Here is a 21,034-nt window from a genome sequence, read left to right on the forward strand (position 1 = left end):
ATGCCGATGGCGGACGCGGTCCTGATCGCCGCGCAGGCCGGGCGCACCCTGGCCGAGGCGGCGCGGCGCGCGGGGCTTCGGCCCTACGTCGCCGACCTGTTCGGCGATTCCGACACCCGCGCGCTGGCCGAGGCCTACCGGCAACTGCCGGGCCGCTTCGGCACCGGCCCCGCCGCCGACGCCACCCTGGCGGCGCTCGACGACCTCGCGGCGCTGGCCGGGAACCCGGTCGGCCTGATCCTGGGCAGCGGCTTCGAGGACGCGCCCGACCTGATCGCGCGCCTCTCCGCGCGGCACCGGCTCATCGGCGCCTCGGCCGAGACCGTCGCCGCCCTGAAGGATCCCGTGGCCTTCGCGGCCCTGTGCGCGCGCCTCGGCGTGCCGCATCCGGCCGTGACGGCCGCGCCGCCGGCGGACCCCGCGGGCTGGCTGGTCAAGCGGATCGGGGGTTCCGGCGGCAGCCACATCCGGCCGGCCACCCGGTCGCCCGCGCCGGCGGGCCACTATCTCCAGGCGCGCGTGCCGGGGCGGCCCCACGCCCTGAACGTCCTCGCCGACGGCCGAACGATCCGTGTCCTCGCGGTCACCGAGCAATGGTGCGCGCCGTCGCCGATCCGGCCGTTCCGTTACGCCGGGGCGCTCGCCCGCGGCGCCGGCGAATCCCCGGCGCTCCCCGCCCACGTCGTGCAGGCCGTCGCCGCCGGGACCGAGCGGATCGTCGCCGCGACCGGCCTGCGCGGCCTCGCCAGCGCCGACCTGCTGGTCGACGGGCCCGAGTGGTGGCTCACGGAGATCAACCCGAGGCCCGGCGCGACCCTCGACGTCCTCGACCGGCGCGGGACGCCGCTGCTCGCGGCCCACATCGCGGCCTGCCTCGGCACGATGCCGGAGCCCGGCCCGCATCCGGCGGGTGCGGCGGCCGCGCAGATCTGTTACGCGGACCGTGAGCTTGCGCCTGTGCCGGACCTCGATTGGCCGGACTGCGTGCGCGACCGCCCGTGCCCCGGCTCGGCGGTCCGCCGCGACGCGCCGCTCTGCACGGTGCTGGCCGAAGGCGCGGACCGGGCGGAGGTGCTCGCCCTGTTGGAAACGCGGACGGCACACCTGCGGGCCGTCTGCGCGGCGAAGAAAACACACCCCGAGGAAGCCCCGTCATGAGTGCCAGCCCGTCCTATCCCAGCATCAACGCGCTCTCCGGCCCCCTGGTCGAGCGGCTCGTGGCCGACGCCGCGACCCTGCGGCTGTCCGTGTCGCAGGCCGCCGGCGGCGCCCGCATGGTCGATGCCGGCGCGCAGGCGCGGGGCTCGATCGAGGCCGGGCGGCGCATCGCCGAGATCTGCCTCGGCGGCCTCGGCACCGTCACGATCGCGCCGAGCGGGCCGATCGCGTCCTGGCCGTACTCGGTGACGGTCCATTCCGCCGACCCGGTGCTCGCCTGCCTCGGCAGCCAGTACGCGGGCTGGAGCCTCGCCGACGAGACCGGAGATTCCGGCTTCTTCGCCCTCGGCTCGGGCCCGGGCCGCGCGGTTGCGGCCGTCGAGGAGCTGTACCAGGAACTCGGCTTCCGCGATTCCGCCACCAAGACCGCCCTCGTGCTGGAAGCGGCCGGCGGACCGCCCGAGAGCGTCGTCGCCAAGGTCGCGGAGGCCTCCGGCCTCAAGCCCGAAGACCTGACCTTCATCTTCGCGCCGACCCAGAGCCTCGCCGGCTCCACGCAGGTCGTGGCCCGCGTCCTGGAAGTCGCCCTCCACAAGGCCCACACGGTCGGCTTCGACCTGCACGCCATCGTGGACGGGATCGGCTCGGCGCCGCTGTCGCCGCCGCACCCGGACTTCATCAAGGCGATGGGCCGGACCAACGACGCGATCATCTACGGCGGCCGGGTCCAGCTCTTCGTGGACGCCGACGATGCCGACGCGAAGCAGCTCGCCGAGCAATTGCCCTCCACGACCTCGAGCGACCACGGCGCGCCCTTCGCCGACATCTTCGCGCGGGTGAACGGCGACTTCTACAAGATCGACGGCGCCCTGTTCTCGCCGGCCGAGGCGATCGTCACGTCGGTGCGCTCCGGCGCGACCTACCGCGGCGGCCGCCTGGAGCCGACGCTGGTCGACGCGTCCTTCGCCTGAGGGCATGCGGGGCGCCCCTCCCGCGCGGCGGGGTCCCCAGTCCGCTCCACCGAGCGACAGAACCTCGGGCCGCCCCGGAGGCGGGCGGCCCCGTGACGATCAGGACCCCATCAGGACCCCCATGCGCATCGGGCTCGCGGCCGATAACGGCACCTGGCACAAGAACCGCCTGCTCGCGGCCCTGCGCGCGAGCGGCGTGGAGCCGGTGCTGTTCTCCCTCGCCGACGTGGCCGTGGTCACGGGCGGCGGCGAGCCGCTGCGCGTGCCGGGCTTCGCTGACGCGCTGCCGGACGGCGTGCTGATGCGGACCATCGCGGGCGGCACCTTCGAGGCGACGACGATGCGGCTCGGCGTTCTGCACGCCCTGGTCGCCGCGGGGGTCACCGTCTGGAACGCGCCGACCGCGATCGAGCGCTCGGTCGACAAGGCGGCGACCTCGCTGCTGATCGACCGGGCCGGCCTGCCGACCCCGGCGACCTGGGTGTTCTCGAAGCGCGAGGCGGCCGCGGCCCTGGTCGCCGCCGAGGCGCGGCCGGGCGCGCCGCTGGTCCTGAAGCCGCTGTTCGGCTCGCAGGGGGAGGGGCTCGCCCTGATCGAGCGCCCGGAGGACCTGCCCGACGAGGAGACGGTGGCCCGGGTCTACTACCTCCAGCGCTACGTGCCGCGCAGGGACGGCCTGTGGCGCGACTACCGGGTGTTCGTCTGCGACGGACGGGCGATCGCCGGCATGATCCGCGAGGGCGACGGCTGGATCACCAATGTCCACAGGGGCGGCCGGCCGCTGCCCTGGGCGATGCCGCGCGCCGCCGCCGAGCTGGCCGAGGCGGCGGCCGCCGCGGTCGGCGTCGACTATTCCGGCGTCGACCTCGTCGAGGACGGGGAGGGCGGGTTCTCGGTCCTCGAGGTCAATTCCATGCCGGCCTGGTCGGGGCTCCAGACCGTGTGCGAGGCCGACATCGCCGCCGCGGTGGTGCGCGGCTTCCTCGCCGCGGCCCGCGGCGCCAGCCGCCCCCGGCTCGTGGTGGCATGAGCGGGACCGGCCTCGACGCGGCGCTGATCGGCACGCTCTACCGGGCGGCCTGCCTCGCGGAGCTCGACGCCCTCAAGCCCGGCAACGTCCACGCCTACGCGCCCGGCCACCGCATGGTGCTGGCGGATTTCGTCACGAGCGCCGACGTCTCGGCCCCGCCCCTGGCCCGCCCGGGCGCGGGCGTCGGAGCGCGGGTCCGCGACGGCGTCGCCGCCACGGTGGCGGCGGTGGGCCAGAACACCAATCTCGGCATCCTGCTGCTCTGCGCGCCGCTCGCGGTCGCGGCCGAGGAGGACCGGACCGTCGCGGCGGTGCTCGACACGCTGGACGGCGCGGATTCGGAGGCCGTCTTCGCGGGCATCCGCCGCGCGAATCCGGGCGGCCTCGGCCAAGCTCCTCGGCACGACGTCGCCGAGGCGGCGCCCGGCGCCCTGCGCGACGCCATGGCGGAGGCCGCCGACCGGGACCGGATCGCCCGCGCCTACGTCACGGGTTTCGCGGACGTGCCGGCGATCGGGCTCGCCGCCCTGCGCGAGGCCCGCGCCGCCGGGCTCGACCCGACCTGGTGCACGACCGCGATCCACCTCGCCTTCCTGCGCGCCGTCCCGGACAGCCACGTCGCGCGCAAGCACGGCGCGGCCGCGGCCGAGGGCGTCCGCCGGGACGTCGAGGCGGCACTCGCCGGGATCGATCTCGCCGCGCGGCCGGTCGACGCGCTGCTGGCCCTCGACGCGTCGCTGAAGGCGCGGTCGATCAATCCCGGCACGAGCGCGGATTTCACCGTCGCGACGCTGTTCTGGGACGCGCTCGCGGGCGCCGGCGCCCGGCTGGCCTGAGCCGCGTGCACGATCCGGTGTCCATAGCGCCGGGCGGATGGAAATTCCTTCGTGTCAGGGCCTTGCGCGGGTTGTGAGCCGCAGGGGCCCGCTGTAGGGTCCGCCGCGCTGTCCGGCCCAACCGGCTCGGCCCAACCGGCTCGGCCGGCATGGTCGGGCGCCGATAACAAGGATGGCTTCCCGGCCGCGGCACCGCCCGGCGCGCGGCTCTATTTCGGAATCCAGGGAGAGACACCGAATGGCGAAGATCACCAAGGTTCAGGTCGGCGAAGCGCTCGTCGGCGACGGCAACGAGGTCGCCCACATCGACCTCATCATCGGACCGCGCGGTTCGCCGGCCGAGACGGCTTTCTGCAACGGCCTCGTGAACAACAAGCACGGCTTCACCAGCCTGCTCGCGGTCATCGCGCCGAACCTGCCGTGCAAGCCGAACACCCTGATGTTCAACAAGGTCACCATCAACGACGCCCGTCAGGCCGTCCAGATGTTCGGCCCGGCCCAGCACGGCGTTGCCAAGGCCGTGCAGGACGCGGTGGCCGAGGGCATCATCCCGGCGGACGAGGCCGACGACCTGTACATCCTGGTCGGCGTGTTCATCCACTGGGAGGCGGCCGACGACGCCAAGATCCAGAAGTACAACTACGAGGCCACCAAGCTGTCGATCCAGCGCGCCGTGAACGGCGAGCCGAAGGCTTCGACGGTCACCGAGCAGCGCAACTCGGCGCAGCACCCCTTCGCCGCCAACGCTTAGATCGGGGACGGTCCTGGGCAGAGCGAGCCTCCGCCCGCACCGCGGGGCCTGCTCCAGCGACTGGCTTCGATCTTCCTTGGCCGATAATTAGGCCCCTGAACGGGACGGCGCGAGCCGTCCCGTTTTTTGTTGATCGCCCACCGCCCGGACCGCCGCGCCACATCGCGGCCGGGCGCGGCGCCGACGTACGGGTGACGCGGCGTCGAAGCTCCGCGGCCGCTGATGGAGAACGGGATCGGCGCGCGCGGATACTCTATCGTCCCGGCCGCACCGGGCAGAGCCGCGAGGTGAGGTCATGCCTGCATCGGACGATGTGTCCGCGACCCTGCGCGATGACTGGATTCACGGCGGCCACTTGGTCCTCGCCACGGATCCCGACACGTCCGATCACGCGGCGATCCATGCCTGGATCCTCGACTTCATCGAGTCAGGCGCGGACGATCCCGATCAGGACAGCATCCGGTCCCTGATCTACCACAGCCTGAACTTCGATATCCCGTTCCAGGCGACGGAGCGCGTCCGGCACTCCTTGATCGCCACCGTGCGGGCGCGTCTCGCGGCCGAAGCGTCGCGTCGCGGCCTCTGACCGGCCCGCGCCCCGCGGGCCACCGCGGCAGGCCGGCGCCAAGAGAAAAGGGGCCGCCTCGCGGCGACCCCCTTCCTTCGTCTCAGCGGATGGCTCGGACTTAGAAGTCCATGCCGCCCATGCCGCCGCCCGGCATGGCCGGAGCAGGGCTGTCCTTCTTCGGCGCGTCGGCGACCATCGCCTCAGTGGTCACCAGCAGGCCGGCGACCGAGGCCGCGTCCTGCAGGGCGGTGCGCACCACCTTGGCCGGGTCGACGATGCCCGACTGGATCATGTCGACGTACTCTTCGGTCTGGGCGTTGAAGCCGAAGGTCTCCGAGGAGGTGTTGTCGGTGATCTTGCCGACCACGATCGAGCCTTCCACGCCCGCGTTCTGGGCGATCTGGCGGAGCGGGGCCTCGAGCGCCTTCAGGACGATCTTGATGCCGGCCTGCACGTCCGGGATCTCGGACTTCAGCTCGGCGACCGCCTTCTTGGCGCGCAGCAGCGCGGTGCCGCCGCCCGGGACGATGCCTTCCTCGACCGCCGCGCGGGTGGCGTTGAGGGCGTCGTCGACGCGGTCCTTCTTCTCCTTCACCTCGACCTCGGTCGCGCCGCCGACGCGGATCACCGCGACGCCGCCCGCGAGCTTGGCCAGGCGCTCCTGCAGCTTCTCACGGTCGTAGTCCGAGGTGGTCTCCTCGATCTGCGCCTTGATCTGCGAGATGCGGCCCTCGATGTCGGACTTCTCGCCGACGCCGTCGATGATCGTGGTGTTCTCCTTCTCGATGCGCACGCGCTTGGCGCGGCCGAGCATGGGGAGCGTCACGTTCTCGAGCTTGATGCCGAGGTCCTCGGCGATCATCTGGCCCTTGGTCAGGATCGCGATGTCCTCGAGCATCGCCTTCCGGCGGTCACCGAAGCCCGGCGCCTTGACGGCCGCGACCTTGAGGCCGCCGCGGAGCTTGTTGACGACGAGGGTGGCCAGAGCCTCGCCCTCGATGTCCTCGGCGATGATCAGGAGCGGCTTGCCGGTCTGAACGACGGCCTCGAGCACCGGCAGCATGGCCTGGAGCGACGAGAGCTTCTTCTCGTGGATGAGGATGTAGGGGTCCTCGAGCTCGGCGACCATCTTCTCCGCGTTCGTGATGAAGTACGGGGAGAGGTAGCCGCGGTCGAACTGCATGCCCTCGACAACGTCGAGCTCGGTCTCGGCCGTCTTGGCCTCCTCGACCGTGATCACGCCCTCGTTGCCCACCTTCTGCATGGCGTGGGCGATCATCTCGCCGATCTCCTTGTCGCCGTTGGCGGAGATCGTGCCGACCTGGGCGACCTCGTCGGAGGTCGAGACCTTCTTGGCGCGCGAGGTGATGTCCTTGACGGCCGCCTGGGTGGCGAGGTCGATGCCGCGCTTCAGGTCCATCGGGTTGATGCCGGCGGCGACGTACTTGGCGCCCTCGCGGACGATGGCCTGGGCCAGCACGGTCGCGGTGGTGGTGCCGTCACCCGCGATGTCGTTGGTCTTCGAGGCCACTTCGCGCACCATCTGGGCGCCCATGTTCTCGAACTTGTCGGCGAGCTCGATCTCCTTGGCGACCGTCACACCGTCCTTGGTGATGCGCGGGGCGCCGAAGCTCTTCTCGATCACGACGTTGCGGCCCTTCGGGCCGAGCGTCACCTTCACCGCGTCGGCGAGGATGTCGACGCCGCGCAGCATCTTATCGCGGGCGTCGGCGGAGAAACGAACGTCTTTCGCTGCCATTGTGTGCCTCTTAGCTAGTGATTGAACCCCGAGTCCGGGACGGCCTCAAAGGGCGGTGACGGGTGATCCGATCAGAGGGCGACGACGCCCATGATGTCGGATTCCTTCATGATCAGGAGGTCCTGACCGTCGATCTTGACCTCGGTGCCGGACCACTTGCCGAACAGGACGCGGTCGCCGGCCTTGACGTCGAGCGCGTTGACGCGGCCCTGCTCGTCGCGGGCGCCGGGCCCGACGGCGACGACCTCGCCCTCCTGCGGCTTCTCCTTGGCGGTGTCCGGGATGATGATGCCGCCCTTGGTCTTCTCTTCGCTCTCGATGCGACGGACGACCACGCGGTCGTGCAGCGGACGGAACTTCATGAGCTGCCCTCTTGCTTCAGGTCTTGAGTTGGCGTTGATGCGGCCGGCGGGACCGCTCGCAAACTCGACTGTTAGCACTCTGTCTCGGCGAGTGCCAAAGACGGCCGCGAGATAGGCGCGGGCGGGTTCCGAGTCAAGGCTGTCGCACCCCCGCGCGACGGTGCGATGACGCGCCGGCGGCCCCGTTCCCCCTCATGGATAACGCGCTCTCATGCTGAGCCTGCACGGACCCGAAGGCCCGGTGGCGCTGCGACCCGGCAGCCCGATCGCGCGCGACACCGTGTGGCTCGACCTGAACGACCCCACGCCGGAGGAGGCCGCGGCGGTCGAGGCCGCGACTGGACTGCGGGTGCCGTCGCGGGCGGCGCTCTCGGAAGTCGAGACGTCGAGCCGCCTGCGCCGGGTGAAGGGCGGCCTCTCGCTCTCGACCCCGATGATCACGTTCGAGCAGAGCGCGTCGCAGCTGAAGCCGCTGGGCTTCCTGCTGACCAAGGATCACCTCGTCACGATCCGCTTCCACGACCTGCGCGCCTTCGAGGCATCCGCGAAGCGTATCGCCGACGGCGACGGCAGCACGACGCCGAGCGAGATCTTCCTCGTCGTGCTGGAGGAACTGGTCGACAGCCTCGCCGACGCCCTCGAGGATATGGGCTCCGAACTCGACACGCTCTCGACCCGCATCTTCGACTTCGACGTCCGCGGTGCCGAGCGGCGGCGCCTGGAGAGCCCGCCGCCCCGGCGCCGCGACCTCGCCCTGCGCCGGATCCTGCGCGGCATCAGCAACCGCGGGAAGGTTCTGGGCAAGATCCGGTCGAGCCTGCTCGGGCTCGAACGGATCATCCCGTTCGTCGCCGCGGCCTGCGACAGCCTCGGCCTGCCGGAGGATGCGCGCTTCGAGACGATCAAGCGGGACATCGAATCCCTCGACGAGTTCGAGACGCGGCTCGCCGAGAACGTGCAGTTCCTGCTCGACGCGGCCCTCGGCCTGATCACCATCGAGCAGAACAACGTCTTCCGCGTCCTCACCGTCGTCTCGGTGGTCGGCGTCCCGCCGACGCTGATCGCGTCGATCTACGGCATGAATTTCAAGCACATGCCCGAGCTGGATTGGGCGCTCGGATATCCCTACGCGCTCGGCCTGATCCTCATCAGCGCGGTCGCGCCGATCGTATACTTTCGCATGCGCGGCTGGTTCTGATATTCGCAAGTACGGTTCGGCACTGACTAAGTTTACATCTAGATGCAATCTCGACGATGGCATCGATCCGGTTACGGACGCACAGACGGCGCGGCGCTCCAAGCATTCGATTTCCGTCAGGCAACTCTTAAACTGGACGAATGCCAGAATAAGGGATTCATTAACGCTGTGAGGCTACACCCCACGCCGGGGGAACGCGAGCCGTACCATGTTCAATCGCACTGTTTTCAATGAAGCCCAGGCCAAGATCGACGCGCTCGACCGCTCGCTGGCGATCATCGAGTTCTCGATGGACGGAACGGTCCTTCACGCGAACGAGAACTTCCTGCGATTGATGAAATACGGCCTCAGCGACGTCCAGAACCGCCATCACCGCATCTTCGTGGACAAGAGCTACGCCGAGTCCGCCGACTACGCGGCGTTCTGGAGCAAGCTGAAGGACGGCCAGTACGTCACGGGCGAGTTCCTGCGCCTCGACAAGGAGGGCGACTCGGTCTGGCTCGAGGCGACGTACAATCCTGTCCTCGACGCGCGCGGCAAGCCGATCAAGGTCGTCAAGTTCGCCGCGGACATCTCGGCGAAGAAGAAGGAGATCAACCGGCTCCTGACGATGATCGACAACGTTCCGGTGGCGGTCATGACGGCCGATCTGAAGGACAACTTCAAGATCGACTACATGAACGCTACGTCGCGCAAGACGCTCGGCACGATCGACCAGCACCTGCCGGTGAAGGTCGACGACATGCTCGGCCGCTCGTTCGACATCTTCCACAAGAACCCCAGCCACCAGCGCACCATGCTGGCCGACGCGAGCCGGCTGCCGCACAGCACCAAGATCAAGGTCGGGCCCGAGACCCTCAACCTGCGGGTCACGGCCGTGAACGACGAGAAGGGGCAGTACCTCGGCCCGATGCTGACCTGGGCGGTCGTCACCGCGCAGGTGAACATGGAGACCGACGTCAAGCGGGTCGTCGAGGCCGTCGGCTCCGCCATCCAGGAAATGCAGAGCTCGGCCGTGGGCCTGATGCAGTCGGCCGAATCCGCGCGCCACAAGGCGTCGTCGGTCGCGTCGAACTCCGAGCAGATGAACGGCGCGATCCAGGAGATCTCCGGCCAGGTCGGGCGGGTCTCGGAGCGCGCGCAGCAGATCGCCGCCCAGGCGGGGACCACCGACGCGACCATGCGCCAGCTCGCCGAGAACGCCCGCAAGGTCGATGCGGTGGTGGGCATGATCAAGTCGATCGCCGACCAGACCAACCTGCTCGCCCTGAACGCCACGATCGAGGCGGCCCGCGCGGGCGCCGCCGGGCGCGGCTTCGCCGTGGTGGCCTCCGAGGTGAAGGCGCTCGCCGAGCAGACCGCCAAGGCGACCGGCGAGATCACGCAGCAGGTCTCGGCGATCCAGAGCGCGACCGGCGAGGCGGTCGGCGCCATCGAGATGATCACGGCCGCGGTGGACGAACTGTCCAAGCTCACCCTGGCGATGGCGAGCGCCGTCGAGGAGCAGGCGGTCTCGACCCACGAGATGGCGGGTAATATCGGCGGCGTCTCCGAGGCCGCCAACGCCACCGGTCAGCTCGCCCAGACGGTCCAGGGCATCGCCGAGAGCCTCGCCGGCCACTCGACGAGCCTGTCGGAGAGCGTGATCCGGTTCATGAAGACGGCCTGATCGGGCGACTCAGTCCCGGGCGAGCTGCGCTCGGCCGATGGCGAAGACCCGCCCGTCCCCGAGGAGATGGGCGGTGAAGCCGTCGGGGAACAGGCTCTCGATCGCCCGGTCGCGGACGTTCAGGCCGCCGGCGTAGGCGCCGAAGGCCGGCATGACGAGGCGGGTACCGTCCGTGACGAAGCAGCGGCGGCGCACCGCCCGCCCGCGCATCGCCACCTTCCCGCAGGGATGGAGATGGCCGGCGATCTCGCCGGGCACGGGCTCCGGGCTCGGCTCGTGGCGCAGGACGAGGCCGCCGAGCGTCAGCGCGTCCGCGTAGCGGCCGCCGACGCCTTCGTTCACGGCCGCGTCGTGGTTGCCGGCGATCCAGACCCAGTCCCGGCCCTCCTGCAGGGCCGCCACCAAGGCGCGGTCGCCCGGCTCCATGCGCTCGGGACCGCGCGCGTCGTGGAAGGAATCGCCCAGCGCCACCACCCGGGCCGGATCGTGCCGCACCACCGCCTCGTGCAGGCAGGCGAGCGTCTCCCGGGTGTCGTAGGGCGGCAGGAACTGGCCGGAGCGGGCCGCGTAGGACGAGCCCTTCTCCAGGTGGAGATCGGACACGATCAGCGTCCGGTGCTCCGGCAGCCAGAGGCCGCCGCAGAGGTCGAGCACCAGGGTCTCCCCCGCGAGCTGCAGGGTGGGGTGCTTGGGAGTCTTCTCGAGTCTCAGGCCGGCCGCCAAGATCGCATCCTCGGTGTCGTCGGGGGAGGGCGGATCGACGGTCAGGACAGAGCCTCTTGGAGAAGCTCCGCCTCGGCCTCGGCCAGGATCTCGTCGGCGCCCTCGCCATAGACCCGCTCGCGCCCGATCTCGAGCATCACGGACACGGAGAGCGGCGAGACCCGGTCGAGAGACCTGTGGATGATTCGCCCCTGGATGCGCTCTAGCATCATGCCGAGGCGCCTCACGTCGAGGAGTCCGGTTGCCGCATCCTGCCGCGCGGCCCGCAGCAGCAGGTGGTCGGGCTGGTGCTTGCGCAGCACGTCGTAGATCAGGTCGGTCGAGATCGTGACCTGCCGGCCGGACTTCTTCTGTCCCGGGTGATGGCGCTCGATCAGGCCGGCGATCACCGCGCATTGCCGGAAGGTGCGCTTCATCATCGCGGATTCGTCGAGCCACGCCTCAAGATCATCGCCCAGCATGTCGACGGCGAAGAGGTCGCCGATGAAGTCCGGATCGATCGCGGCGCGCTCCGAGACGTCGCGGGTCGACCAGATGGCGATGCCGTAATCGTTGGCCGCGAAGCCGAGCGGGCGCAGGCCGGAACGCTCCAGCCGCCGGGTCAGCAGCATGCCCAGCGTCTGGTGGGCGAGGCGGCCCTCGAACGGGAAGGCGGTGAGATAGTAGCGCTTGCCGCGCGGGAAGGTCTCTACGAGGAGGTCGCGCTCGCCCGGCAGGACCGAGCGGCGGCGCTGCTGGAGCAGGTAGGCGCCGATCTGCTCGGGCAGGCGGTCCCACTCGAACGGGTCGGCGATCAGCGCGCGAACCCGGGCGGCCAGGAAGGTCGAGAGCGGGAACTTCGCGCCCGCGTAGGACGGGATCGCAGGATCGGTGCCGGCCGGCGCGCGGGTGACAAGGCACTCGTCCTCGGCGAGTCCCTCGAAGCGCAGGGTCTCGCCGGCGAACAGGAAGGTGTCGCCGACCGTGAGCGTCTCGGCGAACTCGTCCTCGATCTCCCCGAGCACGCGGCCGGTCTTCGGCAGCACCGTGCCGGGCTTGCCGCGCAGGGTCCGGCCGAGGCGGACCTTCACCCGGGCCGCCTCCACGATGGTGCCGACATTCATCCGATAGGCCTGCGCGGTGCGGGCATCGCGCACCCGCCAGAGCCCATCCGGCCCGCGCAGGATCTTGGCGAAGCGCTCGTAGGCGCGCAGCGCGTAGCCGCCGGTGGCGACGTAATCGACCACCTGCTCGAACGATTCCCAGGTCAGGCCGGCGTAGGGCCCGGCGGAGACGATCTCGTCGTAGAGGTCGAGGGGGTCGAAGGCGTCGGCGCAGGCCATTCCGAGGACGTGCTGGGCGAGGACGTCGAGGGCGCCCTGGCGGGCGTCCGGCGTGTCCTGGGCGGCCTCCTCGACGGCGTCGAGGGCCGCCTGACACTCCAGCATCTCGAAGCGGTTGCCGGGGACGAGGTAGGCCTTCGAGGGCTCGTCCATGCGGTGGTTGGCCCGGCCGATCCGCTGCATGATCCGGCTCGCCCCCTTCGGCGCGCCGACATTGACCACGAGGTCGACGTCGCCCCAGTCGATCCCGAGGTCGAGGGTCGCGGTGCAGACGATCGCCCGGAGCTGGCCCGCCGCCATCGCGGCCTCGACCCGGCGGCGCTGCTGGGCGTCGAGCGAGCCGTGGTGGATCGCGATCGGCAGGGCGTCGTCGTTGAGCCGCCACAGCTCCTGGAACGTGTACTCGGCCTGGAGGCGGGTGTTCACGAAGACCAGCGTGGTCCGGTGCTCCCGGATGAGGTCGTAGATCGCCGGCATCGAGTGCCACGCGGTGTGGCCGGAGATCGGCAGCGCCCGGCCGAGATCGAGCATGCGCAGGTCCGCCTTCGCGCCGCCGGCGACGGTCACGAGATCGGCCATGGGCGGCACGACGGGCTCCCCGTCCCGTCCGGGAGAGGGCCGGGGTGGGGGAGGAGACGCGTCAGGATCGGCCGCGCCGTCCCCGCGCGCGGCGGGAGGAGGGGGAAGCGGCCCCTGCGGCACCAGGTATTTCCGCAGCTCGTCCGGCTCCCGCACCGTGGCGGACAGCCCGATCGCCGCGAGGCCGGGGCTCAGCCGGTGCAACCGCGCCAGCGCCAGGGACAGCAGGTCGCCGCGCTTCGAGGTCACCAGCGCGTGCAGCTCGTCGAGCACCACGCAGCGCAATCCGGAGAAGAATTCCGCCGCCTCGCGATGGGCGATCAGCAGCGCCAGCTGCTCGGGCGTGGTCAGCAGGATGTCCGGCGGCCGGCTGATCTGGCGGGTGCGCTTGTGGGCGGGGGTGTCGCCGGTGCGGGTCTCGACGCGCACCGGCAGCGCCATCTCGGCGATCGGCGCGTCCAGGTTGCGGGCGATGTCGACCGCGAGCGCCTTCAGGGGCGAGACGTAGAGGGTGTGGAGGCCCGCCGCCTTCCGCTGGGGGCCACGCTCGGCGAGGGCCACGAGGCTCGGCAGGAAGCCGGCCAGCGTCTTGCCGGCCCCGGTCGGCGCCACCAGCAGGGCAGAGCGGCCGGCGCCGGCGATCCGCAGGAGATCGAGCTGGTGCGATCGGGGCGCCCAGCCGCGCCCGGCGAACCAGGCGCGGAACCGCTCCGGCAGGATCTCGGACGGGTCGCTCAGGCGAGCGCCATCAGGAAGCGGTCGATCAGCTCCAGCGCCCGCTCGCTCATCGGGCTCGGGTAGCGGGCGAAGACGTGGCAGCCGCCGGGATAGATCGCCGTGTGGCCGCCATTGCCCGCCGCCGCCCAGCGCGCCGACATGTACAGCGTGTCGTCGAGAAGAGGGTCGGCGGTGCCGATGGTGAACAGGGCCGGCGGCAGACCCTTCAGGTCGGCGTAGATCGGCGACACGTCCGGCCGGCGCCGGTCGATGCCCTCCCGGACGTAGCCGTCGGCGAACTTGGTCAGGTCGCGGGTGTTCACGACCAGCCGCTCCTCGCCCCAGTTCCGCACGGACGGTGTGAGGCCGAGATCGAAGAAGCCGGCGTTGAGGTTGGCCCCCCGGAAGGCCCGCGGCAGGTTGTGCTTGTCGCGCAGCCGCAGGAGCACCATCACGGCGAGGTGCGCCCCCACCGACTCGCCGCCGATGGTCAGCGCGTGGATGCCGAGCTCGGTCTTGCCCGGACCGGCCAGCCACAGGGCCGCGGCCTCGCAGTCGAGCAGCGCCGCCGGATAGGGGTGCTCGGGGGCGAGGCGGTACTCGACCGACAGCGCGACGAAGCCGCAGGTGTCGGCGATGCGCTCCAGCCAGGGATCCTGCTCGTCCGCGGAGCCCCAGACCCAGCCGCCGCGGTGGATGTGCAGGTAGGCGCCGCGCAGCTTCGTGCCGGGCTTGGGCCGGACCACGCGGAGCTTGAGCGGGCCGCCGGGCCCGTCGATCGTCAGCCACTCGGCCCGGGCGCTGTGCGGCATGGCGGGCGCCGCCTTGGTGCCCAGACGGCGCCGCTCGCGCACCTCGGCGATCGGCAGCGACCAGGGATCGGGCAGCGCGGCGTGCGCCGCGACGATCTCGGCGTTGAGCCGGAGCGTCTCGGGATCGATCGTCGCCGGGTCGAACAGGGCGTGGTCGATCATCGTGCGTATGGTCCCGTCGGCACTCAGAGCCTCTCACACCAATCCCGGTTCCCGGGAGTTCTCCCTTTGGCCGAGGCCGCGCCGCGAGAGTCCCGCGGCGTAGTCCACCCCGTCCGGCATCTTGGCGCGCGCGACGCCGCTTGCCATCTGCACGGCGCGCGAGAAACCCGCCAACGCCTGATCCGCGCTCGGGTTTCGACGCGGTGTGGTGTGCCGGTCACGGTTCCGCCCGCTTCGTCGCCGATCCGAGGGCCCTGAGGCTTCACGAGGACGCAATGCTCGTCGATCACGACCGGCGCCGGCAAGGCTATCAGCAGGGCGCCCCGCCGAACGCCCCCTACGGCGCGGACAGCTACCGGTCGCGCCCCTCCGCCCTGCGGCGGTTCCTCGGCGGCTCGCCGGCCGGCGTGTTCCTGCGGCTCCTTTTCCTGTCGGTGCTGGTCGGCGCCTTCATGTCGATGCTCGGCCTGACGCCGGGGCGGCTGTTCTGGCACGTCTACGATTCGGCGCGGGCGCTGGTGGAGGTCGGGCTCGCCTCGCTCCACGATTTCGGCGGCTGGATCGTCGCCGGGGCGATCGTCGTCGTGCCGCTCTGGCTGATCGCGCGCCTGTTCGCCGTCTCCCGCTGAGAGGGTCCGGGGCCGATCCGGTCCGGTCGCGCCCCGACGGCCCGGCGCGCCGGGGGTTCGGGCAGTTCGGCAGCCCGCCATCGCAACCCGCCGATGCGATCACCCCGCTTTGCGCGGAGGGCGCGGCTTCTTAGCGTGCGGCATGATGCACACCGTCGCCAGCTCCGCCCGCCCGACGAACCGCCGCGTCCTGGCCCTGGCGCTGCCCATGACGATCGCCAACGTGACGACGCCGATGCTCGGCTTCGTCGGCGCGGCGGTGATCGGGCGGCTCGGCGACGCGGCGCTGCTCGGCGCCATCGCCCTCGGCGCGGTGATCTTCGACGCGATCTTCTGGTCGTTCGGGGCGCTCCGCATGGCGACCGCCGGCCTGACCGCGCAGGCGGTCGGCGGACGCGACGACGCCGAGGTCGACCGCATCCTGGCGCGGGCGCTGGCGGCGGGCGCGCTGATCGGGCTCGTCCTGGTGGTCCTGCAGGGTCCCCTCGCGCAGCTCGCCTTCGCGATCAGCGGGGCGAGCGCGGCGGTGGTCGCCGGTCTCGCGACCTACTTCCACATCCGCATCCTGTCCGCGCCCTTCGTGCTGGCGAGCTACGGCGTGCTCGGCTCGGTCCTGGGGCGCGGGCGCACCGATCTCGGCCTGCTGCTGCAGATCGCCATCAACCTGACCAACGTCGCGCTGACGCTCATTCTGGTCCTGGGCTTCGGCCTGGGCCTCGCCGGCGCGGCGCTGGCGACCCTCGGCGCCGAGGCGCTCGGGCTCGGCCTCGGGCTGATCCTCCTGGCGCGGCTCGGCTCCCGACCGTTCCGGGTGCCGCTGCGCGACCTCCGCGACGCCGCGGCGCTCCGCCGGACGCTCAGCGTCAACGGCGACGTCATCCTGCGGACGCTCGCGCTGATCACCGGCATCGTGCTGTTCTCGGCGCTCGGCGCCCGGCAGGGCGACGTGGTCCTGGCCGCGAACTCGGTCCTGTGGAATCTCTTCCTGATCGGCGGTTTCTTCCTCGACGGCTTCGCCACGGCGGCCGAGACCCTGTGCGGCCAAGCCGTCGGCGCCCGGGACCGGGAGGCGTTCGACGCGGCCGCCGCCCTGAGCCTGCGCTGGTGCCTCGGCTTCGGCCTCGCGGTCAGCCTGATGTCTCTGGCGGGCGGCCCGGCCTTCATCGATGCCGTGACCACGAACGGACCGGTGCGCGAGGCGGCCCGGTCCTACCTCGTCCTCGCCGCCCTGGCGCCGCTCGCCGCCGCGGCGCCCTTCGCGTATGACGGGATCTATATCGGCGCGACCTGGACGCGGGCGATGCGCAACCTGATGGTGTGCGCGCTGGTCGCCTACTGCGCGATTCTCGCGCTCGTCGAGAGCCTGGGCTTCGGCAATACCGGGCTGTGGCTGGCGTTCGTGAGCTTCCTGGGCGCCCGGGGCCTCGGACAGGCGATCGCGTTCCCGCGCCTCGCCCGGGACACGTTCCGGACGCCGGCGGCGGCCGCCCTCGAAACCGCGGCCTAGCGGCAGCCCCGCGCGGCCGGAGGTGCGCTAGCGCGGATCCTTCCAGGTGGTGGGCTGGGCCGGCGGCGCGGCGCGGGCCACGGAGCCGGTGGTCCGCGGTACGGCGGCCTCCGCCCGCCGCGGGTAGGACCGGCGCGGGGCCGCGTAGCCGTAGCGGCGTCCCCGGCGGACGTGCCGGCGCCCGCGCTCCGACGAGTTCCCCACGAAGCCGCCGACCACGGCCCCCGCGACGGCGCCGATCGGGCCGCCGACCAGCGCCCCCGCGACCGCGCCGGAGCCGACGCCGAGGGTGGTCCGGCTCTGGGCCCTGGCCGCCTCGGGTGCCGCCAATGTTCCGAGCAAGGCGAGGGTGACCAAGACTTTGCGCATCGTAGAGATCCCGGACTTCGAGAATTGGTTTCGTCCGGCCTTTAAGCGGCGGAACATGACCAAACCGCGGCTTCGATCTGCGGAGAGACGGCGCGGTATCAAACCGCGCGGGGACTCACCCGCCCCGACCTTTAGGGTGTGGCGCGGCCGGGTTCGTGCTTTAGGGTGCAGCGCAACGACGGGAGGCCGCGCGACGGCCCAGGAGGGAGAAGCCGATGGCCACGACCACCGATCTGCGCCTGCGCCGCAGCGTGCTCTACATGCCCGGCTCGAACCAGCGGGCGCTCGACAAGGCCAAGTCCCTGCCGGTGGACAGCATCATCCTCGACCTCGAGGACGCCGTCGGCCCGGAGGAGAAGGAGCTCGCCCGCGATCAGGTCTGCGCCGCGGTGAAGAGCGGCGCCTACGGCAGCCGCGAGCTAGTCATCCGGGTCAACGCCCCGCAGACCCCGTGGGGCGAGGCGGATCTCCACGCCGCCATCGAGGCCGAGCCCGACGCGATCCTGATGCCGAAGGTCTCGTCCCCCGCCGTGCTGGAGAGCATCGCCGACCGGCTCGAATCCCTCGACGCGCCGGACGGCATCGCGATCTGGGCGATGATCGAGACCCCGGCCTCGATCCTCAACATCCAGGAGATCGCCCGGGCGAAGCGCGACCCGCGCAACCGGCTGACCTGCCTCGTGCTCGGCACCAACGACCTCGCCAAGGACACCTGGGCCAAGATCGTCCCCGGCCGCGTGCCGATGCTGCCCTGGATGATGATGGCGCTGGCCGCCGCGCGGGCGGAGGGGCTCGCGATCCTCGACGGCGTCTACAACGACATCGCCGACACAGAGGGCTGCCGCGACGAGTGCCGGCAGGCCCGGGACCTGGGCTTCGACGGCAAGACCCTGATCCATCCGACGCAGCTGGAGCCGGCCAACACGTCCTTCGCTCCGACCGAGGAGGAGGTGCGCCGCGCCAAGCTGGTGATCGAGGCGTTCGAGCGCCCGGAATACGCCAAGCGCGGCGCGATCAAGCTAGAGGGCCGGCTCTACGAGCGGCAGCATCTCGGCGTGAACCGGCGGGCGGTCACCTGGGCCGAGGCGATCAAGGCGAAGGGGTTCTGAGCGCGTCCGTCCTCGCCGGAGCGAAGCGATCCAGGGCAGCGCCGCGCCCGAGACTGTCGCGGTCCCTGGCTCACTTCGCTACGCGCGTGATGACGGCACCGACGGCCCTGAATCGGCGGTCGTGTAGCGCGTCCGCTGGGTGCGCCCGTCGCGGGCCGTGACGGCGACGAGGCCCGCCTCGTCCAGGCCCGAGAGGGCGCGCAGCACCAGGGCGTGCTCCACCCCGAAGGTGCGGGCGAAGGCGCGGCTGTCGCCCGGCAGGCCGAGGTCGAGCGCCGCCAGGAGGCCCGCCGCCAGCGGGTCGAGATCCGGGCGGGCGGCCGAAACCCGGTCGAGGGCGGCGACGAACGCCGCCTCGTCGGGCTCCGCGCTCACGCGGCCGCGCGCGCCTGCAGGGTGACCAGCACCGACTTGGAGGTCGGCGTGTCGCTCTTCTCGCCGTAGGTCGAGAGCGGCACGAGCACGTTCAGCTCCGGATAGTAGCCGGCCAGCGCCCCCCGCGGCATGTCGAAGGGCACGAGGCGGAAATCCTCCGCCCGGCGGGTGATGCCGTCGTCGTGCGTGCCGACGACGTCGACCCGGTCGCCGAGCCGGTCGCGGATCTCCGCGAGGTCGTCCGGGTGGGCGAAGATCACGCGGCGCTCACCGTAGACGCCGCGGTAGCGGTCATCCAGGCCGTAGATCGTCGTGTTGTACTGGTCGTGACTGCGGAAGGTCTGCAGCACGAACGTGTCGCGCGTCTTCCGGGCGGCCTGGTGCTCGGTCTCGACCGGCAGGGCGTCGGCCGAGAAGGTGGCCCGGCCGGTGGCGGTCTCGAACACCCGCTCGGCGGCGAGGTTGCGCAGCATGAAGCCGCGCGGCTTGCGCACACGGGTGTTGTAGCCGGTGAAGCCCGGGATCGTGGCGGCGATCGCCTCGCGGATCCGGTCGTAATCCGCGGCGAAGCCGGCCCAGTCGATGGCGGCGGAGCCGACGGTCGCCTGCGCCATGCCGGCGATGATGGCGATCTCGGAGCGCAGTTCCTTCGAGGCCGGCTTGTTGATGCCGCCCGACCCGTGGACCATGCTCATCGAATCCTCGACGGTCACGATCTGGATCTTGCCCTCGGCGCCCCGGTCGATCTCGGTGCGGCCCAGGCAGGGCAGCAGGTAGCCGACCGCGCCCGGCACGAGGTGGGCGTGGTTGAGCTTGGTGGCGATGTGCACGGTGAGCCGGCACGAGGCCAGCGCCTGCGCCACGACCGGCGTGTCGGGCGTCGCCCGCAGGAAGTTGCCGCCGAGCCCGATGAAGGCCTTCGCGGTGCCGTCCCGCATGGCCCGGATCGCCGCCAGGACGTTGTGGCCGTGCCGGCGCGGCATGGCGAGACCGAAATGCTGCTCCAGGGAATCCAGGAAGGCGGCGGACGGGCGCTCGTTGATGCCGACCGTGCGGTCGCCCTGCACGTTGGAATGGCCGCGGACCGGGCAGAGGCCCGCGCCGGCCCGGCCGATATGGCCGCGCAGGAACAGCAGGTTGGCGATCTCCCGGATCGTCGCCACCGAGTGGCGGTGCTGGGTCACGCCCATGGCCCAGGTCGCGATGACCCGCTGGGCGCCGAGGTAGACGTCCGCCATCGCGGCGATCTCGTCCATGGTCAGGCCCGACTGGTCGAGGATCGCGTCCCAGGACGTCGCCTCGACGGCGGCGCGGTAGGCCTCGAGCCCGGCGGTGTGGTGCTCGAGGAAGGCGCGGTCGAGGAGCGAGGGCCGGCCGGCCGCCAGCGCCTCGGCGTCGCGGGCGAACACGACCTTGGCGATGCCCCGGAAGGCCGCCATGTCGCCGCCCGAGCGCGGCTGCAGGTAGTGGCTGGCGATGGGGCGGCTGGCGCCGCGCAGCATCTCGACGGTGTTCTGCGGGTCGGCGAAGCGCTCTAGGCCGCGCTCCCGGACCGGGTTCAGAACCACGACCTTGGCGCCGCGCTCGGCCGCCCGGCGCAGGTCGCCGAGCATCCGCGGGTGGTTGGTGCCGGGATTCTGGCCGACGCAGAAGATCGCGTCCGCCTTCTCGAAATCCTCCAGCAGGACCGTGCCCTTGCCGATACCGATCGCGTCGATCAGGGCGACGCCGCTCGCCTCGTGGCACATGTTCGAGCAGTCGGGGAAGTTGTTGGTCCCGTAGGCGCGGGCGAAGAGCTGGTACAGGTACGCCGCCTCGTTGGAGGCGCGGCCCGAGGTATAGAACTCGGCCTGGTCCGGATGGTCGAGCCCGCGCAGGGTCGCGCCGATCTCCGCGAAGGCCTCGTCCCAGCTCACCGGCAGGTAGCGGTCGCTCGCCGCGTCGTAGCGCATCGGGTGCGTCAGGCGGCCCTGGCCCTCCAGGGCGTAGTCGCTCCAGGTGCGCAGCTCGGTCAGGGTGTGCTTGGCGAAGAAGGACGGCTTCGTGCGCTTGTCGGTCGCCTCCCAGGAGACCGCCTTCACGCCGTTCTCGCAGAACTCGAAGGACGAGCCGTGCTCCGGGTCGCCCCAGGCGCAGCCGGGGCAGTCGAACCCGTCGGGCTGGTTCGCCTTCAGCAGCGCGCGGGCGCCGGTGAGGGGTGCGCGGCTGCCGAGCAGGTGCTTGCCGCAGCTCTTCAGAGCACCCCAGCCGCCGGCGGCGGAGGAGCGCTTGGTGGACCCTTCAGACTGGGCCATGAACCGTCCTGGATTGGCTGACGCGATGTGTCTCGCAACCGCGAGATAAGCGCCTCTCCGACCCCCTCACAATGGCGTGCCGGCGCAGGCCCCTCATGCACGGGGCACAGGCTAAGCTCCGGCTGTGCAAAGCC

At 71.5% G+C, this 21,034-nt stretch carries 19 protein-coding genes; 11 read left to right on the top strand and 8 right to left on the bottom strand.

Annotated features, from left to right (window positions below):
• Nucleotides 1–6 precede the first annotated feature (6 nt).
• From ACLBYG_RS03045 to ACLBYG_RS03070, 6 genes are all read left to right on the top strand, one after another.
• Nucleotides 7–1,158 carry an ATP-grasp domain-containing protein gene (locus ACLBYG_RS03045; protein ID WP_447680557.1) on the top strand — a complete coding sequence of 384 codons (1,152 nt, stop codon included), beginning with the start codon at nucleotides 7–9 and terminating at the stop codon, nucleotides 1,156–1,158.
• A complete protein-coding gene (gene mch / locus ACLBYG_RS03050; protein WP_020091841.1) occupies nucleotides 1,155–2,129 on the top strand; it encodes a methenyltetrahydromethanopterin cyclohydrolase in 975 nt (324 codons plus the stop codon). Before ACLBYG_RS03045 ends, mch begins: the two co-directional genes overlap by 4 nt.
• Nucleotides 2,130–2,250: 121 nt before the next feature.
• Complete coding sequence (locus ACLBYG_RS03055; protein ID WP_447680558.1) at nucleotides 2,251–3,159, top strand: ATP-grasp domain-containing protein; 909 nt, start codon at nucleotides 2,251–2,253, stop codon at nucleotides 3,157–3,159.
• Entirely contained in the window at nucleotides 3,156–3,995 is an 840-nt protein-coding gene (locus tag ACLBYG_RS03060) for a triphosphoribosyl-dephospho-CoA synthase (protein WP_447680559.1), read from the top strand. The genes ACLBYG_RS03055 and ACLBYG_RS03060 overlap by 4 nt, the downstream gene beginning before the upstream one ends.
• Nucleotides 3,996–4,233: 238 nt before the next feature.
• The gene (gene fae / locus ACLBYG_RS03065; protein WP_012317540.1) at nucleotides 4,234–4,746 is read left to right on the top strand and encodes a 5,6,7,8-tetrahydromethanopterin hydro-lyase; all 513 of its coding nucleotides are present in this window, start codon (nucleotides 4,234–4,236) and stop codon (nucleotides 4,744–4,746) included.
• Nucleotides 4,747–5,041: 295 nt separating this feature from the next.
• Nucleotides 5,042–5,332 carry a hypothetical protein gene (locus ACLBYG_RS03070; protein ID WP_447680560.1) on the top strand — a complete coding sequence of 97 codons (291 nt, stop codon included), beginning with the start codon at nucleotides 5,042–5,044 and terminating at the stop codon, nucleotides 5,330–5,332.
• A gap of 100 nt (nucleotides 5,333–5,432) precedes the next feature.
• Here the strand turns inward: ACLBYG_RS03070 and groL are convergent, their stop codons facing one another.
• Nucleotides 5,433–7,073 carry a chaperonin GroEL gene (gene groL, locus ACLBYG_RS03075; protein ID WP_447680561.1) on the bottom strand — a complete coding sequence of 547 codons (1,641 nt, stop codon included), beginning with the start codon at nucleotides 7,071–7,073 and terminating at the stop codon, nucleotides 5,433–5,435.
• 71 nt (nucleotides 7,074–7,144) lie between these two features.
• Nucleotides 7,145–7,435, bottom strand: a complete 291-nt coding sequence (groES, locus tag ACLBYG_RS03080; protein WP_012317542.1) for a co-chaperone GroES — start codon at nucleotides 7,433–7,435, stop codon at nucleotides 7,145–7,147.
• Nucleotides 7,436–7,646: 211 nt separating this feature from the next.
• Between groES and ACLBYG_RS03085 the strand changes: the two genes are divergently transcribed.
• Both ACLBYG_RS03085 and ACLBYG_RS03090 read left to right on the top strand, forming a co-directional pair.
• Nucleotides 7,647–8,633 carry a CorA family divalent cation transporter gene (locus ACLBYG_RS03085; RefSeq protein ID WP_447680562.1) on the top strand — a complete coding sequence of 329 codons (987 nt, stop codon included), beginning with the start codon at nucleotides 7,647–7,649 and terminating at the stop codon, nucleotides 8,631–8,633.
• Between the two features lie 208 nt (nucleotides 8,634–8,841).
• Nucleotides 8,842–10,302 (top strand): methyl-accepting chemotaxis protein, encoded by a 1,461-nt coding sequence (locus tag ACLBYG_RS03090; RefSeq protein WP_091680166.1) that lies wholly within the window; start codon nucleotides 8,842–8,844, stop codon nucleotides 10,300–10,302.
• A gap of 9 nt (nucleotides 10,303–10,311) precedes the next feature.
• On the opposite strand, the gene pdeM is transcribed toward ACLBYG_RS03090, so the two are convergent.
• The 3 genes from pdeM to ACLBYG_RS03105 are packed head-to-tail and all read right to left on the bottom strand — an operon-like array spanning nucleotide 10,312 to nucleotide 14,617.
• On the bottom strand, nucleotides 10,312–11,025 hold the full coding sequence (gene pdeM, locus ACLBYG_RS03095) for a ligase-associated DNA damage response endonuclease PdeM (RefSeq protein WP_091680165.1): 714 nt from the start codon (nucleotides 11,023–11,025) through the stop codon (nucleotides 10,312–10,314).
• 41 nt (nucleotides 11,026–11,066) lie between these two features.
• Complete coding sequence (locus ACLBYG_RS03100; protein WP_447680685.1) at nucleotides 11,067–13,664, bottom strand: ligase-associated DNA damage response DEXH box helicase; 2,598 nt, start codon at nucleotides 13,662–13,664, stop codon at nucleotides 11,067–11,069.
• Complete coding sequence (locus tag ACLBYG_RS03105; protein WP_056522365.1) at nucleotides 13,661–14,617, bottom strand: alpha/beta hydrolase; 957 nt, start codon at nucleotides 14,615–14,617, stop codon at nucleotides 13,661–13,663. Before ACLBYG_RS03105 ends, ACLBYG_RS03100 begins: the two co-directional genes overlap by 4 nt.
• Nucleotides 14,618–14,892: 275 nt before the next feature.
• Between ACLBYG_RS03105 and ACLBYG_RS03110 the strand changes: the two genes are divergently transcribed.
• Together ACLBYG_RS03110 and ACLBYG_RS03115 are read left to right on the top strand one after the other, a co-directional pair.
• Nucleotides 14,893–15,246, top strand: a complete 354-nt coding sequence (locus tag ACLBYG_RS03110) for a DUF6460 domain-containing protein (RefSeq protein WP_020093561.1) — start codon at nucleotides 14,893–14,895, stop codon at nucleotides 15,244–15,246.
• Nucleotides 15,247–15,388: 142 nt separating this feature from the next.
• Nucleotides 15,389–16,753, top strand: a complete 1,365-nt coding sequence (locus ACLBYG_RS03115) for an MATE family efflux transporter (RefSeq protein WP_447680563.1) — start codon at nucleotides 15,389–15,391, stop codon at nucleotides 16,751–16,753.
• Between the two features lie 27 nt (nucleotides 16,754–16,780).
• Here ACLBYG_RS03115 and ACLBYG_RS03120 read toward each other — a convergent pair whose 3' ends face one another.
• Nucleotides 16,781–17,122 carry a YMGG-like glycine zipper-containing protein gene (locus tag ACLBYG_RS03120; RefSeq protein ID WP_026604994.1) on the bottom strand — a complete coding sequence of 114 codons (342 nt, stop codon included), beginning with the start codon at nucleotides 17,120–17,122 and terminating at the stop codon, nucleotides 16,781–16,783.
• 215 nt (nucleotides 17,123–17,337) lie between these two features.
• Here ACLBYG_RS03120 and ACLBYG_RS03125 point away from each other — a divergent pair, with 215 nt between their 5' ends.
• Entirely contained in the window at nucleotides 17,338–18,231 is an 894-nt protein-coding gene (locus tag ACLBYG_RS03125; protein WP_020093558.1) for an HpcH/HpaI aldolase/citrate lyase family protein, read from the top strand.
• A gap of 78 nt (nucleotides 18,232–18,309) precedes the next feature.
• Here the strand turns inward: ACLBYG_RS03125 and ACLBYG_RS03130 are convergent, their stop codons facing one another.
• Nucleotides 18,310–18,606, bottom strand: a complete 297-nt coding sequence (locus ACLBYG_RS03130; RefSeq protein WP_056522370.1) for a hypothetical protein — start codon at nucleotides 18,604–18,606, stop codon at nucleotides 18,310–18,312.
• Nucleotides 18,603–20,900: an FdhF/YdeP family oxidoreductase gene (locus ACLBYG_RS03135; RefSeq protein ID WP_447680564.1), complete on the bottom strand. Its 2,298-nt coding sequence runs from the start codon at nucleotides 20,898–20,900 to the stop codon at nucleotides 18,603–18,605. The genes ACLBYG_RS03130 and ACLBYG_RS03135 overlap by 4 nt, the downstream gene beginning before the upstream one ends.
• Nucleotides 20,901–21,034 lie beyond the last annotated feature (134 nt).

This window comes from Methylobacterium sp. D53M (assembly GCF_053345625.1).